Raw genomic sequence first — 15273 nt, 5'->3', positions numbered from 1 at the left:
TTAAATGAAGAAGTTTTTTTCCGTAGCAGACGTAGATAATCTGAAGGGTATTGTGTCCGAGGCATTAACGTTAAAGGCAGATCCCCATGCTCATGAATCATTAGGAAAACATAAAATGCTGGGATTAGTATTTTTGAATCCTAGTTTACGAACTCGTTTGAGTACGCAAAAGGCAGGTATGAATCTTGGCATGAATGTCATGGTGATGAATATGGATAAGGATGGTTGGGCATTAGAGACCAGAGATGGTGTGATAATGAATGGTACCACTGTAGAACATATTCGTGAAGCTGCCGCTGTAATGGGAGAGTATTGTGATATTTTAGGATTACGTTCCTTTCCAACGTTAAAAGACAAGGAAGCGGACTACTCCGAAGATCTATTCAATAAGTTCATCAAATATTGTGCAGTTCCAGTAGTATCCTTGGAAAGTGCAACCAGGCATCCATTACAAAGTTTGACGGATTTGATTACGATCAGCGAATATAAAAAGACTGAAAAGCCAAAAGTGGTATTGGCATGGGCACCGCATGTGAAAGCTTTGCCTCAAGCGGTTCCTAATTCATTTGCAGAGTGGATGAGTCGTGCTCAAGCAGAAGGCTTGGTTGATTTTACAATTGCTCAGCCAGCAGGATATGAGTTATCTGAAGAATTTACTGAAGGCGCACATATCACAACAAATTTGGATGAAGCCTTGCAGGGGGCGGATTTTGTATATGTGAAGAACTGGTCTTCCTATAAGGAGTATGGCGCAGTTTATCCAGTACAGGAGAATTGGTTGATGGACAATGAAAAACTTAAATTGACCAATGATGCAAAGGTGATGCACTGTCTTCCAGTTCGTAGAGATCTGGAGTTATCATCGGAGATTTTGGATGGACCAAATTCACTAGTTATTAAAGAGGCTAGTAATCGAGTTTGGGCAGCCCAAGTAGTATTAAAAAGAATGTTAGAAGAGCTGAGGGATAGTTAAGGACATATGTCGGTATTAAATATTATTAAGATTGGCGGGAATGTAATAGACAACCCGGAGCAGTTAGAGGAGTTTTTAGAGAAATTTTCAGCCTTGCCTGGTCGAAAGATCCTGGTGCATGGTGGGGGCAAGATTGCTACCCGTATCGCTTCTGATATGGGCATCGAAGCAAAAATGGTTGAAGGACGTCGGATTACCGATGCCCCAATGCTGGATGTGGTAACCATGGTTTATGCTGGATTAACCAATAAAAACATCGTTGCCTCCCTTCAAAAACATAACTGCAATGCTATTGGATTATGTGGAGCGGATGCGAATGTAATCAAAGCTATCAAGAGACCTGTCAAGGAAATTGACTATGGTTTTGTAGGTGATATCCTTGCGGATTCAATTGATTCATTAGCGATCAAAAAATTGTTGGAAGCAGAGTTTATCCCTGTATTTTCAGCAATTACCCATAATGGAAGTGGTCAGCTATTGAATACCAATGCAGATACGATTGCTTCATCCTTAGCCGTGGCTTTGACCAAGTTATATGAAGTATCTCTAATTTACTGTTTTGATAAGAATGGGGTTTTATTGGATGTGAATGATGATCAATCGGTAATTGAAACCATCCGAGCAGGAGAATTTGAGCGTTTGAAAGAAAGTAAGACCATTCATGATGGTATGATTCCTAAATTATACAATGCATTTGAGGCGATTTCAAGAGGTGTAAGCAATGTTTATATTGGACATGCAAGTAACCTTCATTTGTTTCAACAGCGTAAATTTGGGACTTGTTTAATAGCCTAAACGAAATATAATGAATAAGATAACAATTATTGGAGGCGGGAATATAGGTTTGTCACTTGCAAAAGGCTTGGTACAAACTTCCTATTGTAAGTCTAATGAAATAACCATTACTCGGAGGAATCTAGCTTCTTTGACTTCAGAGCAAGAAGCAGGATATAATGTAAGTGATTCCAATCCTGAAGCTATTCAGGGAGCGGAATTTATTGTTTTGGCTATTTTGCCACAACAGATCCGTAAAGTTATGGATGAGCTTGCTCCCGTTTTGTCTCCAGAACAGACTATTATTTCGGTTGTATCCGGGGTTTCTTGCCAGGATATCAAAGATGTATTAGGTCAAGATAAAATTGTTATCCGTGCCATGCCAAACACTGCCATTGCGATTGGTCAATCCATGACTTGTATTGCAAGTGACAATGCACCCGAGGATAAGGTTCAGGAGGTTTCGGTCATCTTTGAATCCGTTGGTTCAGTCGTTGTTATCAATGAAGATCTGATGACTTCAGCGACTGCTTTATGTGCTTGTGGAATAGCCTTTTTTCTGAGAAGCATTCGTGCAGCCTCACAAGGAGGCGTAGAAATTGGGTTTCATGCGCATGATGCCTTAAAAATGGCAATCCAAACCGCTAAGGGTGCTGCAGACCTTTTATTGCAGATGGAAACCCATCCAGAAAGCGAAATAGATAAAGTAACCTCTCCAAAGGGATGTACCATTGCCGGATTAAATGAGATGGAGCATAATGGCTTTAGTTCTGCATTTATCAAAGGCATCAAGTTGTCAGCGAAAAAAGCTGGAGGTTTATATAATGACTAATATTGAGCAATTGATAGAGGAGAGCACCTCCTTATTGAAGCGTTTGATTGAAACCCAGTCTTTCAGTCGGGAAGAAGATCAAACGGCTCTATTATTATCCAATTTTTTACAGGACCATGGTATAAGTACCGAGCGAGTAGGGAATAATGTGATTGCCTATAATCGCTTTTCGGACCCTTCCAAGCCTTATGTTCTGTTAAATTCCCATCATGATACAGTTAAGCCTAATCCAGGCTATAGCAAAAATCCATTTGAACCTGTTGTCGAGGATGGAAAATTGTATGGCTTAGGGAGTAACGATGCTGGCGGTTGTTTAGTTTCCTTAATTGCTGCTTTTCGGTATTTCTATGAAGAACAAGATCTTCCTTTCAATCTCTGTCTGGTAGCATCTTCTGAAGAAGAAGTATCAGGTAAGGGAGGGTTAGAAGAGGCCTATAAACATATCCAACCTTGTGATTTCGCCATCATCGGCGAACCGACTTTGTTGAACCTGGCCGTTGCTGAGAAAGGGTTGATGGTTTTGGATTGCGAGGCGATTGGGAAATCCGGACATGCAGCTCGCGAAGAAGGAGAGAACGCTATTTACAAGGCAATCAATGATATCAATTGGTTTCAGACCTTTCAATTTCCAAAACAATCTGAGTTTCTTGGACCAGTGAAAATGAGTGTAACCATGATAGAAGCGGGTTCCCAACATAATGTAGTTCCAGCAAGTTGTAAATATGTGGTTGATGTTCGGACTACGGATGTTTACCAAAACTTGGAGGTTTTGGCGATCATTCGTGAGCATGTAAGGTCAAGTGTGGAGCCTCGGTCCACACGCTTGAATCCATCCTCGATTTCGGTTGACCATCCTATTGTACAATCGGGCATTCGATTGGGCAAGGAGCTATATGGAAGTCCAACGATGAGTGATCAGGCGATATTATCCATTCCTTCGATAAAAACAGGTCCTGGGGATTCAGCACGATCACATACGGCTGATGAATTTATATATTTAGATGAAATAGATGCCGGAATTCGGTATTATATTGATTTATTAAAAGGTATTATATAAAAAAAGCGGGTTAAACCCGCTTTTTTTATGTTTAATTCGTTGTTTTAAAATAGATCGACTTTTATTATAAAGTGATCTGTCTTTTGATGCTCTCTTCTAGTGAAATAATGGTTTCCGTACGTTGGATACCTTTCAATCCTTGGATGTCTTCATTCAAAACCTTACGTAAGTGAGAAGTGTCTTTACAGATGATTTTAGCAAACATACTATATTGACCAGTACAATAGTGTAATTCTACTACCTCTTTTACTTGTTTTAGTTGTTCCACGGCATCTGCATACTGAGAACCCTTCTCTAAATAGATTCCTAAGAAGGCTGTGATGTCAAAACCCACCTTTTGAGGGTTAATTATTAGGTTTGAACCTCTAATTATCCCCAATTCTTCCATCTTTTTCATGCGAACATGAATGGTTCCGCCAGAAACTATAAGTTTTTTAGCGATTTCGGTGTATGGAATTGAAGCATCTTCCATTAAAATGGATAAAATTTGAACATCAAGGTTGTCTAAATCGTAATTTGAATAGTTTTTTTCCATAAAAATGGTATTAATGTATTAATTTGTGTTATGATTTTTAAAAATATCTAAAAAAATCAAATAAATTTCTATTTATTTCCAATAAAAATTAAATTTGTTTTAACAAACGAAGTAAAAAACAATAAAATTTGCAAATTACTTCCCTCAAAATAACATAGGTTTATAATTGGTTAGCGTTGAAGTTCCTCGCCCGGGGAACTTCTTCCATTTATAAGCCTTTCAAATAAAATATTCTATTTTCTAATTTTTCAAAAATAACAACAATTATTGTTAAATTAATAATCAAATGGTAAAATTACGTCATTTTTTTTAACATTTTATCATTGATGTATAGAACGAGTATTTTTCGTACTTTAGATTTCGAACAGAAAGCATGTTATGAAAGAAGAAGATGTAAAGATTTCCCGTAAGAAGCCTATATTTCCAGTGGGTCCGGGATTGCTGAAATATTTAAAAGCTTATCAACGTGATGGCAAATTGCCTTTGGCGTACTCCGATCTTTTAAGTTTTCAGGAAACTATCCCATCTTTAGATAAATTTGGCAATGATACCCTTTGGGAAATACCATTGTATCCACCACATGTTCAGGATACCTTGTATGATCAGTTGAAAATAGTATATGCCCAGTTAAAAGCATCTGGAAATACGAGGATTGTTCAGCATAAAGTCATTGAGAAAATCGAGTTTTGTGCTTTTGGGAATACACACCCCTTTCGAATCAAGATTGTCAATCGCTTAAATGATGTTTATGATTATTTCTATATCAAGCAAGCGGATGCCTCTCGAATCTATGGATTGGAGTTGGAGGAGATTCTATCACCCAATCAGGTAAATTATTTATATGACCGAGAAACACTAGTAGAGGAACATATTGTTGGTATTCCAGGGGATACCTTCGCCAAGACCAGAATGGATACGGAGGATTATAATCAAACGCGTATAGCCAAGGAATTTGTGAAATTTAACGAACGCTGTGTTATCTCGATGTTGGGGGATATGCGAGCTTATAATTTTGTAATGCAAATCACCCCGGATTTTGATGATTTCCAATTTAGGATCCGTGCCATTGATTTTGACCAACAATTTTATGAAGGAAATATCAAAGTTTATCTTCCTCAGTTCTTTAAGGAGAATTTTCCTTACGTCAAGCTTTCGATGGAATATTTAAATGAAAAGACGGTCTTACAATATCAACAGGAGGAACGTTCATCCATTGTACATCGAGTAAGAAGTGAAAGACATCGGATTAAGGATCTTCGGGATGCCTCCAGTACGCAACAATTATCTACTCCAGAGAATATCGACCGATTAAAAGATGGTTATGCAAAATATTATGAAAACGATTTGTATTATAAATGCAAGAGCATGACCGATATCATAGAGTTGAATGTGAAGAATGTAATTCGTCAGGTTCAGCTTTAACGGATTCTTTTTTGGTTATCTTTTACAAAAGCTTCCCATCCGGAGTAACTTTTTCCGGCTGCCGCAAGGTTTTGTTGAAAGGCATGACAAACAGCAACGGCTAATCCGTCGGTTGCATCTAAAAATTCAGGAGTTTCTTTGAATTTTAGGAGGCTTTGTAACATGGCCGCCACTTGTTCCTTACTTGCGTTACCATTTCCTGTTACAGATTGTTTAATTTTTCGAGGCGAATATTCAAAGATTGGAATATCGGCATTCAATGCTGCGGCCATGGCCACACCTTGTGCACGACCTAGTTTTAGCATGACCTGAATGTTTTTTCCATAGAAAGGTGCCTCCAACGCCACACAGTCGGGCTTGTATTCCTCAATCAGGGCAGAAGTTTTTTTGAAAATCCGTTGAAGTTTCAAAGCATGATCATCCAAGTGCCCCATTTTTATTACGCCCATACTGATCAAAGAGATTTTTTTATTTACCTCCTTTAAAATTCCATACCCTAAAACGACGGTTCCGGGGTCAATTCCCAAAATAATTCTCTCTTTTGCAGCTTCCTTTTGCATACTGCAATAATACGATTTTCTAAACATTGCATCGTAAAAACGGTTATTTATTAAAAAATTATTAAAATTGTGCTTTCTTAAATAAAATTGACGAAGACACAACGAAAATATCTCAATTTACTGATCAAGGTAGCCATTGTTGCACTAGCGATGTGGTTCGTAGTCAGTAAGGTTAATAATCAAAAGAATTTATTGGAATTTGAACATCTTATCAAGGAGATTGATCCTTTGGTAATGCGTTTGGTTTTGGCTTTGGTAGTGTTTCTGATGTTTGTCAATTGGTTTTTAGAAGTTAAGAAGTGGCAGTACCTGAGTCGTCGGATTGAACCCTTAGGGTTATGGAAGGCTACGAAATCTGTTTTTTGCGGATTGACCTGGGCAATTTTTACGCCTAATAGGATTGGAGAATATGGGGGTAGGGTGATGCTTTTGAAGCCAAAAAATCGGGCTACCGGAGCGGTTGCCATGGGCGTAGGTTTATTTGCCCAATTGGTTTTGACCAGTATTTTCGGGTCATTGAGTATTGCATGGTTTGTCACGACCTTTCTAGAGACACCAGCTTCGGTAGATTTTGGGGTTTGGTTGATTGCCATAATATATGCCATCGCATTTCTAGTTCTCTATTTCAATGTTTCCTGGGTGGATTATTTGGTTGGTAAGGTCAAGTTCTTAAGGAAAATTAAGCCATTTTTTGCTGTTCTGGAAGACTTTTCTGCCAAGGAATTGGGCTATGTGCTTTTATTGGCAGCATTTCGCTTTGCGATTTTTACGTCACAATATATCATCCTGATGTTGGTCATCCTACCTGAACTACCTTTTGTTTCCATGGTATTGATGATTTTCATTATGTTTTTTGTACAATCTGCCGTTCCTACCTTAGATATTTTTGACTTTAGTGTTCGTAGCTTTGTAGCTAGCAATTTGTATGCGTATATTACGACCCAAGAAATTGCAGTGATGGCTATTGTATCCTGTGTTTGGTTTGTTAATATCATATTCCCAGCCATCATCGGGTCGATTTTTGTATTTAACGTGAATTATATCAGTGATAATAAATCTTAGTTTTTTTCTTTTCATAATGACCATTATCTATGTGGTATTGGTTCTTTATATGCGGAATGGTTGGATGAAGCTACCTACCATCCACTTGGATTCTGTAATGCCGGTTTCCAAAGTCACCGTCATTATCGCCGCTAGAAATGAAGCAAACAATATTTCAAGAACATTAAACTGCCTTGTAGATCAAGAATATCCAAAGGAACTATTAGAAGTTATAGTTGTCGATGACCACTCGACTGATAGAACGGGAGAGATCGTAGCGAGCTATTTTGATCAAGGCGTGAAGCTGATCACCTTGAATGAGGGGAATAAGTTGAATTCCTATAAGAAATTTGCGATTAATAAGGCGATTCACGCTTCTTCAGGAGATATTATTATTACCACGGATGCGGATTGCAGGATGGGTTCCAAATGGATTTTGAGCATTGTTCAATATATGGAAAGTCAGGATAAACTAATGGTGTCCTCACCAGTTTGTTATGACGAGGAAAAGTCTTATTTCGAAAGGTTACAAACCTTGGAATTTCTTTATTTAATTGGACTTGGAGCAGCAGGTATTGGGAATGGGAATCCTACAACCTGTAATGGTGCGAATTTGGCCTATCGGAAATCCTTATTCTTTGAAATTGGAGGGTTTAAAGGGATTGATGAGTTAGCTTCTGGAGATGATGAACTATTATTGCATAAAGTAGCTGAAAAGTATGCTGACCGAATAGGATTTTGTAAATCCAGGGAAGCAATCGTGTATACCGATGCCAAGGAGAATTTAAAATCATTTCTGAGCCAAAGAAAAAGGTGGGCTTCAAAAAGTACGAAATACAAGGATAAGAAAGTTGTGGTATTAGGGGTGTGCATCTGGTTATTCAATCTTTCATTTTTCTTAAGCATTTTATTCCTATTTGTGGGAATCTATGATGCCAGCGAGTTAGTGATTACCTCGTTTATGATGAAATTTTTAGTGGAATTAGCTTTTTTATATCCCATAATGAGCTTTGTCAATCGCAAGGAATTACTGTGGAGTCTACCTTTGTTGACCATAGTCCATTCGCTATATTTTGTCTATATAGGTGTGGTTGGGAATATTGGTAAATATGACTGGAAGGGCAGAACGGTAAAATAATTACAGGTTTTCTTCTTTCACCTTTGCGCGGATCATATCTTCCGCTTTCTTTACAATTTCTTCTGCATTTAAACCAGTAGTGTCAATAGGATCCAGTACTTCCCAGGACATATGCGTAAATGGTCTTAGTGGAAACATTCCCCATTCCACCATTTTATAAGAGCCATTAATAGCAATTGGAACAACTAACGCTTCAGGATTCTTTTTCAATAAAGTTGCTATTCCCCCCACAGAGAATGTTTTCATTTTGCCTGTTTTAGTTCGAGTACCCTCAGGGAAAATAAAAGCAGACCAATTATTAGTTTTCATGTTATTCGCAAGTTTCAGAATTTCAGCAATGGATTGCTTTGGGTCCTTACGGTCAATATTGGCTGCTCCACCGTGTTTCAGGTTAAAGGAAATGGATGGAATATTAGCGGTCATTAATTCGATCTTGGAAATAAATTTACCGTGAAATCTTCTTAAGAAGTAAATCAATGGTGGAATATCGTAAGTACTCTGATGATTTGCAATAAAGACAACAGGTTTTCCAACCGGGATATTTTTGTTGTCTATGAATTGAGTCCTGTTGAATAAGGTATAGTTACAAGCAACCAAAAGACCATTCAACATATCCACGCTTTTTTTATGTGCTGCATATCCGCCCAATTTTAAGCATAGCCATTGAATAGGATGGAATATCAATAATGATAATGCAAAACAGATATAAAATATTGGGGTAAGGATAATTCCTATTAACTTTCTCATGTGTAAATTAAAATTGAGCAAATATACGAATTAGTATATTCTGAAAGTTTTTGCAGAAAATAAATAATAAAAATTCATTTTTATTTTAATAATATTAAAATTGTATTTAACTTTATTAATAAACTTATTTAATATATGAAATTTCCGATTCAATGTCCGGCCTGTGATACAGAGATGACCGTTGTAAAATTACACTGCAGCAACTGTGAAACGGAGGTAGCAGGAAAGTTTAATTTCCCCTTATTGATGCGATTGAAACCCGAGGAACAGGAGTTTATTATTGAATTCTTACTGAACTCAGGGAGTTTGAAAGAAATGGCCAATAAAATGGGTAAAAGTTATCCAACTGTAAGAAATAAGTTAGATGAATTAATAGAAAAAGTTAAATCCTATCAGTAATATAATGAGAAGTTTTAAGGAAAGTCAGAACATGGTTGCCAATTGGATGTTGCTCATTGTTTTAGTTATTATTGGATATAATCTTTATCGCGTAAGTCCGGACTATAAGACCATCTTAGAAATCACAGATTTATGGATTTTCTTGGGGTTGGTTGTTATTCTTTGGTTAATACGATTAAAAACAAGATATAATAAAGATGGAATTCAAATAGTATTTATTCCATTTATATGGAAGAAATTTATTTCATGGGAAGATATAGGCTATGCTTATGTTCGATCCTATTCGATGATGGATTTTGGAGGTTGGGGTTATAGATTTGGAAAGAAACAAGGGAAAGCTTATACAACCAAAGGCAATCAGGGGCTTCAATTAGTTCTCAAAGACGGTAGTATGCTTATGATTGGAACTCAAGAACCAGAAGAGATTCAGAAAATATTAAACCAATATAAACCTTATAAAGATGAGTTCTAAAGATTTTGTGAGTTTTATTCTAAATCCCTTTGAGGATTTAACAACCCGGAATCAATTAATAATTGGTATCGTTGGGTTTATTCTGTTATGTGTATTAAGCTATTTTTTCCATTTTATTAATGATGGGATCATTTCCCTTCACTTTAGGGAGCAACAAGCATTTTGGACCTATTTGGTTAATGGATTAATCAACACTGGCAGTTTGACCATTTTGATGTATTGTTATGGGAAATTCAACTATTCGAAGACCAGGTTTTTGGATGTTTTGATAACCGTATTAATAGCACAGTGTGTTCTGGTTTTGATGGGATTGTTATTACTGAATCCGTATTTAATGCGTGTCATGGAGGACTTACAAGTCCAGATTGAGAGTGGAAATATTAATAAACTTAAGCTATCACCATTATCCTTGGGAATAATAACACTGGCAGGCATTTTCAGCATTTTTTCGATATACTATTTTTTCCATTTATTGGTAAAAGGAATGAAAATTGCCATCAACAGTAATAAGTTGTATCACACAATTGCGATTGTTTTGCTGACATTAATTTTAAACAGCGTTTTAAGTGCTTTTAAACCTTATTTTTAAATGTTTATGAAGAATTATTTTTTGATTTTGGTTTTATTCTGTTCCTGCTCATTAGGATTTTCACAATCCTTTGAAGGGAATTGGAAAGGTAGTCTACAAGTTTCCGGAATGGAATTGCCATTGATATTTGAGTTTAAATACAATGGGGATTGGGAAGGAAGCATGCAAAGTCCTAAACAAAGCACTAACCGATTTCCATTGAGCAGTATTAAAGCTTCGGGAGATTCTATTTATGTAGAATTAAAGAATATGGGAATTAAATACAATGGAAAGATTGGTTCCGGTCGTAATGAGATCCATGGGACCTTTCAGCAAGGTGCAATGAAGACCAACTTAGTTTTACAGCGATTAACGGCGGATGAAGCTTCAAAAGCAGGAACTTATAAACGTAGTCAACGTGTTAATCCTCCATATTCCTATGATACGGTTGATGTAACATTTGAAAACTCAATTGATAAGGTAACCTTAGCCGGAACGATTACCAAGCCGAAAGAGCCAGGAAAATATCCTGCGGTAGTTTTGGTTAGTGGGAGTGGGCCTCAGGATCGTAATGAGACCTTGATGGGACATGAACCCTTCAAGGTATTATCCGATTACCTTACAAAAAATAATATTATCGTATTGCGCTATGATGATCGAGGAGTAGGAAAATCCACTGGTAATTACAGCAAAGCAACTACGGGAGATTTTGGAAAAGATGCTCTGGCAGCATTAGGATTTTTAAGAAAACAAGCTCAAGTAGATCCTAACAAAGTAGGTATTATTGGCCACAGTGAAGGGGGCTTGATCGCCAGTATCTTGGCTGGTCAGCAAACAAGTGGATTAAATTTTATTGTGACTTTGGCTGGTCCAACGATCCCGATGGATTCCTTAATGTTATTGCAGAATGCTGCGGTGATGAAGTCCCTAGGTAAGACTATTTCTGCGGATGAATTGGCCATGATAAAAAGGAATTATGAGATTATGGCTTCTGATTTACCGAGTGACCAAGCCTTTGATGCGATTCGTAATAATTTAAAATCCGTGAATGGTAGTCAGAATATGGAAGGTGCAGACCAAATTGGAGCACTGGTTACTCCATGGTTTCGACATTTTATCAAAATAGATCCTGTTCCATTTGTCCAGAAAATAAAGATTCCAGTATTTGCTGCATTTGGAGGCAAGGATATTCAGGTTCCGGCAACAGAAAATATGGAAAGTTTGAACAAGAACCTTCCAAAAAATAAAAAGGACCTCTTGAAGATTTACCCAAGTTTCAACCATTTATTCCAAAATGCTAAAACTGGAGCAGTAGGGGAATATTCAGAAATTGAAGAAACAATAAACAGTGAATTAATGAAAGATTTGGCAAGCTGGATTAAATCATTGTAAAAGCATACTTAGAATTAAACAGAAACGGCATCAATAAGAATCGATGCCGTTTTATTTTTAATGGCTATTTTGATTAATATCCAGGGTTTTGCGTCAATGCAGAGTTCACAGAAATCTCGCGATATGGGATAGGATATACCAGTTTTGGAGAATTATATGGCATGCTACCAATATTTCTCTTCGTTCTTTTTAGATCATGCAATCTATATCCTTCGAAAGCTAACTCCTTGTCTCTTTCAGCAAGAACACTAGTGATATTTACCGATGTTAGATCCTCTAATCCGGCTCTTTCGCGAATAGTATTGATATCGTTTAAAGGAGTGTCTCCAATTGCTGTTCCTAATCTTACATTACATTCTGCTCTCATCAAGTATAAATCTGTCAAACGAACCACTGGGATATTATCGAAGTAATTATACCATTTCCTTGTGAACCATCCAGATTTTGCACCATCTCCTTTGTAGATCATTTCCGTTCTACGTTTATCATTTTCATCAAAGCTTAAGTAATAAGAGTTTAAGACACTCAAGTCACCACGTCCAACATCACCACCTGTCTTATTGACATAGCTAGAATAGAATGTTGCTAAACCATCGTTTGAAGAACCAGCGTTACTTTGTTCACTTTGTTGAATTTCAAATACCCCTTCTGATGAATTTGGGGTTCTGAAAGGTTCTTCAAGGGTTGCGGTCAGTTCGAAGTCACCACTTTCGATGATGTCATTTGCTAAATCGCGGGCTTTGTCATATTTACCCTGCTGTAGGTATAATCTGGCTAGCATGGCTTTAGAAGCTGCGAGATCCGAAGGGTAGTCTGCTAATTTAGAAATGGAGGCCAAGAGGTCTTTTTCTGCTTGTGCATAGCTATCCGCTACGGAGCTTCTGGTTATTCCTTTGATAAGGTCGTCAAATTTAGTAACCGCTTTTAAGGCGATTGGAACACCTGGGCTAGAATTTGCTGCACCGGCTTCATACGGTAATCCATAGAGTCTGACCAATTCAAAGTACATGATTCCACGGATGAAAAGGGCTTTCCCTTCGATTTCCGATTTCATATCTTCATCAGTAATAATGGGTAAAGCTTCCAATACCGTATTGGCGGCATTAATAGCTTGGTATGCTGTGGTCCAGGTCCGGGTTACATCTTCATTAGTTGAAATAATATTTTGATTGGAGATGTCTCTATAGGTAGAGAAAGTACCGGTCCAATTCAAATAGCCAGGGCTAGCATATAAATCAGGAACCATCACTAGGTTAGTTCCGTATAAAGCACCTTTGGCAATGATGGTATATGCGCCAGTTAAGGCATTGTTTACATCTGATGGCGTTGAGAGCGCTTTTTCTGCTGAAATATCGTCAACAGGCTCAATATTTAACTTATTTGCGCAGGATCCTAAGGTCAATACGACTGCTACTGCGGGAATACTTATATATTTAATAAAGTTCATGATAATTCGCTTATTGGATTAAAAACCTAAATTGATTCCGAATGTGATTGTTCTTGGTTGAGGCGATGTATAGAAATCTGTCCCCAACTGGTAACTTCCAGCGAAAGTGGTGTTGATTTCCGGATCATAGCCATTGTATTTTGTGAAAGTGAACAAGTTCGTCGCGGAAACATAAATACGAGCATTTTGCATATAAGCTTTGTTAGCAATGCTATGAGGTAAGTTGTAACCAAGGATCACATTTTTCACGCGGAAGTAAGAACCATCCTGAATATAACGAGAAGAAGGACGAGTACCATTTCCTTCATCAAAACGAGGTTGAGGAATCATCGTGACATCACCTGGATTTTTCCAATAATTCATTTGATCCAGGGTTTGGTTATCAAAATAATCACCGTTAGTAGATTGGAATCCTCCGGCAGCATTATAGATATCATTTCCGTAGACAAATTGAGTCTGAATAGCTAAGTCAAAGCTTTTGTAGGAGAAGTTATTCCCAAAGCCACCATAAAACTTAGGATTCGGGTCACCAAGCCATTGGTTTTCAGCTTCAGCATAGTCATTTGTTGTTGCCGTTCTGCTATCATCCTTATAGTACAATGCATCTCCATTTTCAGTATCTACCCCAGCATAAGCTTTACCATAAAAGAATCCATAAGGCATTCCTTCTTCAATTCTACCTAAGTATCGACCACCTGGATAAATTGGTTGACCATCTACCAATTTCAAGATTTTGTTTTTGTTGAAAGAAATATTGAAAGATGTGCTCCATTTGAATTCGCCGACAAAGTTTCTAGAGTTTAATGAAATTTCCATACCTCGGTTTTGCATATCGCCGACATTTTGTAGGATAGAAGTGAAACCATTGGTAGATTCAATTGGAACATTCAATAACAGGTCTGTTGTTTTTTTGAAATAGGCATCTACTGTTCCTGATAAGCGATCATTAAAGAACCCGAAATCGAGACCAAAGTTACTGGAAGCGGTATTTTCCCAGGTTAATTTTTCATCACCTAATCTCAAAGGAACGGTTCCTGGTACTCCAGCATAGTTAGCACCAGTGTACAAAGTTCTAGATCCGAAGTTATCAATTTCAGCATTACCCGTACGGCCATAACTTGCTCTTAGTTTTAAGAAGGAAAGCGTAGGATTTCCTTTTAGGAAGTCTTCTTCAGAAATTACCCATCCAATTGAACCTGCAGGGAAAGTTCCATAACGTCTGTCTTTACCAAATCTAGACGAACCATCTGTACGTACGGTGGCTTCCAACAAGTACTTGTTTTTGAATTTGTAATTTACCCTCGCAAAATAAGACAAGAAGGAGAAGCGAGATTCCGAAGAACTAGCGTCAGATTTCAAGGCTGCCGAGATGATCTTAGTAAATTGATCCGAAGGGAATCCTTTACCTTCAGCCATGGTATACCTAAATTGGCCTTCTTGATAAGCCATACCTAGCATTGCACTGAAGTCATGGACTTCATTAAATGTCTTGTTATAGTTTAAGGTATTGTTTGTATTAAAGTTTATTGAACGGGCTTGGTAATTCCATCCATATCCACCTACATCACCACCATCTTGCGTTCTAGAACCTAGAAATATTTCTTCTTCAAGGTTTTGGAAATCCATACCATATTCCGAACGGAAGCTTAGGTTTGGAGTGATTTTCGCAGCCGCATAAGCTGTTGCAAACGTACGGTAGGTATTAGAAAGATTTTTTCCGTTTTCAAGGTCGATCAAGTTGTTATAATAAACAGTGTATTTATTTAATTCACCATTTTCATCTCTAATCGGTTGAATCGGAGGAAGTGCATTTAGTTGAAGAGGGTTTGAGAAGGCATTATCACTACTTACACGATAGTTGTCAGTTTTATTGATATTGATTGTACCACCTAAGTCTAACCATGAATTAGCAGTAT

15 protein-coding genes and 1 pseudogene are annotated in these 15273 nt (G+C 37.5%); 11 read left to right on the top strand and 5 right to left on the bottom strand.

Going from position 1 to position 15273, the window contains the following annotated elements; all coding sequences use genetic code 11:
* Window positions 1–4: 4 nt before the first annotated feature.
* The 4 genes from ACF3OC_RS16230 to ACF3OC_RS16215 are packed head-to-tail and all read left to right on the top strand — an operon-like array spanning window position 5 to window position 3636.
* Window positions 5–973, top strand: a complete 969-nt coding sequence (locus tag ACF3OC_RS16230) for an acetylornithine carbamoyltransferase (protein WP_392469906.1) — start codon at window positions 5–7, stop codon at window positions 971–973.
* 6 nt (window positions 974–979) lie between these two features.
* Window positions 980–1768: an acetylglutamate kinase gene (gene argB / locus ACF3OC_RS16225; protein WP_392469904.1), complete on the top strand. Its 789-nt coding sequence runs from the start codon at window positions 980–982 to the stop codon at window positions 1766–1768.
* Window positions 1769–1778: 10 nt separating this feature from the next.
* The gene (gene proC / locus ACF3OC_RS16220; protein WP_392469902.1) at window positions 1779–2579 is read left to right on the top strand and encodes a pyrroline-5-carboxylate reductase; all 801 of its coding nucleotides are present in this window, start codon (window positions 1779–1781) and stop codon (window positions 2577–2579) included.
* Window positions 2572–3636: a M20 family metallo-hydrolase gene (locus ACF3OC_RS16215; protein ID WP_392469900.1), complete on the top strand. Its 1065-nt coding sequence runs from the start codon at window positions 2572–2574 to the stop codon at window positions 3634–3636. The genes proC and ACF3OC_RS16215 overlap by 8 nt, the downstream gene beginning before the upstream one ends.
* 64 nt (window positions 3637–3700) lie before the next feature.
* On the opposite strand, the gene ACF3OC_RS16210 is transcribed toward ACF3OC_RS16215, so the two are convergent.
* Window positions 3701–4171 (bottom strand): Lrp/AsnC ligand binding domain-containing protein, encoded by a 471-nt coding sequence (locus ACF3OC_RS16210; RefSeq protein WP_093100366.1) that lies wholly within the window; start codon window positions 4169–4171, stop codon window positions 3701–3703.
* A 378-nt stretch (window positions 4172–4549) separates the two neighbouring features.
* On the opposite strand from ACF3OC_RS16210, the gene ACF3OC_RS16205 reads away from it, so the two are divergent.
* Window positions 4550–5593, top strand: a complete 1044-nt coding sequence (locus ACF3OC_RS16205) for a hypothetical protein (protein WP_094257883.1) — start codon at window positions 4550–4552, stop codon at window positions 5591–5593.
* Here the strand turns inward: ACF3OC_RS16205 and ruvC are convergent.
* Window positions 5590–6153 (bottom strand): crossover junction endodeoxyribonuclease RuvC, encoded by a 564-nt coding sequence (gene ruvC, locus ACF3OC_RS16200; protein ID WP_392469898.1) that lies wholly within the window; start codon window positions 6151–6153, stop codon window positions 5590–5592. The genes ACF3OC_RS16205 and ruvC overlap by 4 nt on opposite strands.
* An 87-nt stretch (window positions 6154–6240) precedes the next feature.
* Between ruvC and ACF3OC_RS16195 the strand changes: the two genes are divergently transcribed.
* Window positions 6241–7215 (top strand): lysylphosphatidylglycerol synthase domain-containing protein, encoded by a 975-nt coding sequence (locus ACF3OC_RS16195; RefSeq protein ID WP_094257881.1) that lies wholly within the window; start codon window positions 6241–6243, stop codon window positions 7213–7215.
* A gap of 16 nt (window positions 7216–7231) precedes the next feature.
* A complete protein-coding gene (locus tag ACF3OC_RS16190) occupies window positions 7232–8332 on the top strand; it encodes a glycosyltransferase (RefSeq protein ID WP_392469897.1) in 1101 nt (366 codons plus the stop codon).
* Here ACF3OC_RS16190 and ACF3OC_RS16185 read toward each other — a convergent pair whose 3' ends face one another.
* Complete coding sequence (locus tag ACF3OC_RS16185; protein ID WP_392469896.1) at window positions 8333–9079, bottom strand: lysophospholipid acyltransferase family protein; 747 nt, start codon at window positions 9077–9079, stop codon at window positions 8333–8335.
* 135 nt (window positions 9080–9214) lie between these two features.
* Between ACF3OC_RS16185 and ACF3OC_RS16180 the strand changes: the two genes are divergently transcribed.
* The 4 genes from ACF3OC_RS16180 to ACF3OC_RS16165 are packed head-to-tail and all read left to right on the top strand — an operon-like array spanning window position 9215 to window position 11910.
* The gene (locus ACF3OC_RS16180; protein ID WP_392469894.1) at window positions 9215–9478 is read left to right on the top strand and encodes a DUF2089 family protein; all 264 of its coding nucleotides are present in this window, start codon (window positions 9215–9217) and stop codon (window positions 9476–9478) included.
* 4 nt (window positions 9479–9482) lie between these two features.
* Window positions 9483–9950, top strand: coding sequence for a hypothetical protein (locus ACF3OC_RS16175; protein WP_392469892.1), 468 nt, complete (start codon window positions 9483–9485; stop codon window positions 9948–9950).
* On the top strand, window positions 9940–10539 hold the full coding sequence (locus ACF3OC_RS16170; RefSeq protein WP_392469891.1) for a hypothetical protein: 600 nt from the start codon (window positions 9940–9942) through the stop codon (window positions 10537–10539). The genes ACF3OC_RS16175 and ACF3OC_RS16170 overlap by 11 nt, the downstream gene beginning before the upstream one ends.
* A 6-nt stretch (window positions 10540–10545) precedes the next feature.
* Window positions 10546–11910, top strand: coding sequence for an alpha/beta hydrolase family protein (locus ACF3OC_RS16165; protein WP_392469889.1), 1365 nt, complete (start codon window positions 10546–10548; stop codon window positions 11908–11910).
* Window positions 11911–11983: 73 nt separating this feature from the next.
* Here the strand turns inward: ACF3OC_RS16165 and ACF3OC_RS16160 are convergent, their stop codons facing one another.
* Together ACF3OC_RS16160 and ACF3OC_RS16155 are read right to left on the bottom strand one after the other, a co-directional pair.
* Window positions 11984–13357: a RagB/SusD family nutrient uptake outer membrane protein gene (locus ACF3OC_RS16160; RefSeq protein WP_094257874.1), complete on the bottom strand. Its 1374-nt coding sequence runs from the start codon at window positions 13355–13357 to the stop codon at window positions 11984–11986.
* 18 nt (window positions 13358–13375) lie between these two features.
* Window positions 13376–15259 (bottom strand): annotated as a pseudogene (locus ACF3OC_RS16155) (SusC/RagA family TonB-linked outer membrane protein); the annotation flags it as partial.
* Window positions 15260–15273: the final 14 nt, after the last annotated feature.

Source organism: Sphingobacterium cellulitidis, from assembly GCF_043187465.1.
Lineage (GTDB): Bacteria > Bacteroidota > Bacteroidia > Sphingobacteriales > Sphingobacteriaceae > Sphingobacterium > Sphingobacterium cellulitidis.
This window is presented reverse-complemented; position numbering and strand designations above follow the sequence as displayed.

Excerpts from the sequence above, each read along its gene's own strand:
- ACF3OC_RS16230 (WP_392469906.1), top strand. The coding sequence starts at position 5 with ATGAAGAAGTTTTTTTCCGTAGCAGACGTAGATAATCTGAAGGGTATT.
- ACF3OC_RS16185 (WP_392469896.1), bottom strand. The coding sequence starts at position 9,079 with ATGAGAAAGTTAATAGGAATTATCCTTACCCCAATATTTTATATCTGT.
- proC (WP_392469902.1), top strand. The coding sequence starts at position 1,779 with ATGAATAAGATAACAATTATTGGAGGCGGGAATATAGGTTTGTCACTT.
- ACF3OC_RS16160 (WP_094257874.1), bottom strand. The coding sequence starts at position 13,357 with ATGAACTTTATTAAATATATAAGTATTCCCGCAGTAGCAGTCGTATTG.
- ACF3OC_RS16180 (WP_392469894.1), top strand. The coding sequence starts at position 9,215 with ATGAAATTTCCGATTCAATGTCCGGCCTGTGATACAGAGATGACCGTT.
- ACF3OC_RS16205 (WP_094257883.1), top strand. The coding sequence starts at position 4,550 with ATGAAAGAAGAAGATGTAAAGATTTCCCGTAAGAAGCCTATATTTCCA.
- ACF3OC_RS16165 (WP_392469889.1), top strand. The coding sequence starts at position 10,546 with ATGAAGAATTATTTTTTGATTTTGGTTTTATTCTGTTCCTGCTCATTA.
- ACF3OC_RS16215 (WP_392469900.1), top strand. The coding sequence starts at position 2,572 with ATGACTAATATTGAGCAATTGATAGAGGAGAGCACCTCCTTATTGAAG.
- ACF3OC_RS16210 (WP_093100366.1), bottom strand. The coding sequence starts at position 4,171 with ATGGAAAAAAACTATTCAAATTACGATTTAGACAACCTTGATGTTCAA.
- ACF3OC_RS16175 (WP_392469892.1), top strand. The coding sequence starts at position 9,483 with ATGAGAAGTTTTAAGGAAAGTCAGAACATGGTTGCCAATTGGATGTTG.
- ruvC (WP_392469898.1), bottom strand. The coding sequence starts at position 6,153 with ATGCAAAAGGAAGCTGCAAAAGAGAGAATTATTTTGGGAATTGACCCC.
- argB (WP_392469904.1), top strand. The coding sequence starts at position 980 with ATGTCGGTATTAAATATTATTAAGATTGGCGGGAATGTAATAGACAAC.
- ACF3OC_RS16170 (WP_392469891.1), top strand. The coding sequence starts at position 9,940 with ATGAGTTCTAAAGATTTTGTGAGTTTTATTCTAAATCCCTTTGAGGAT.
- ACF3OC_RS16190 (WP_392469897.1), top strand. The coding sequence starts at position 7,232 with ATGACCATTATCTATGTGGTATTGGTTCTTTATATGCGGAATGGTTGG.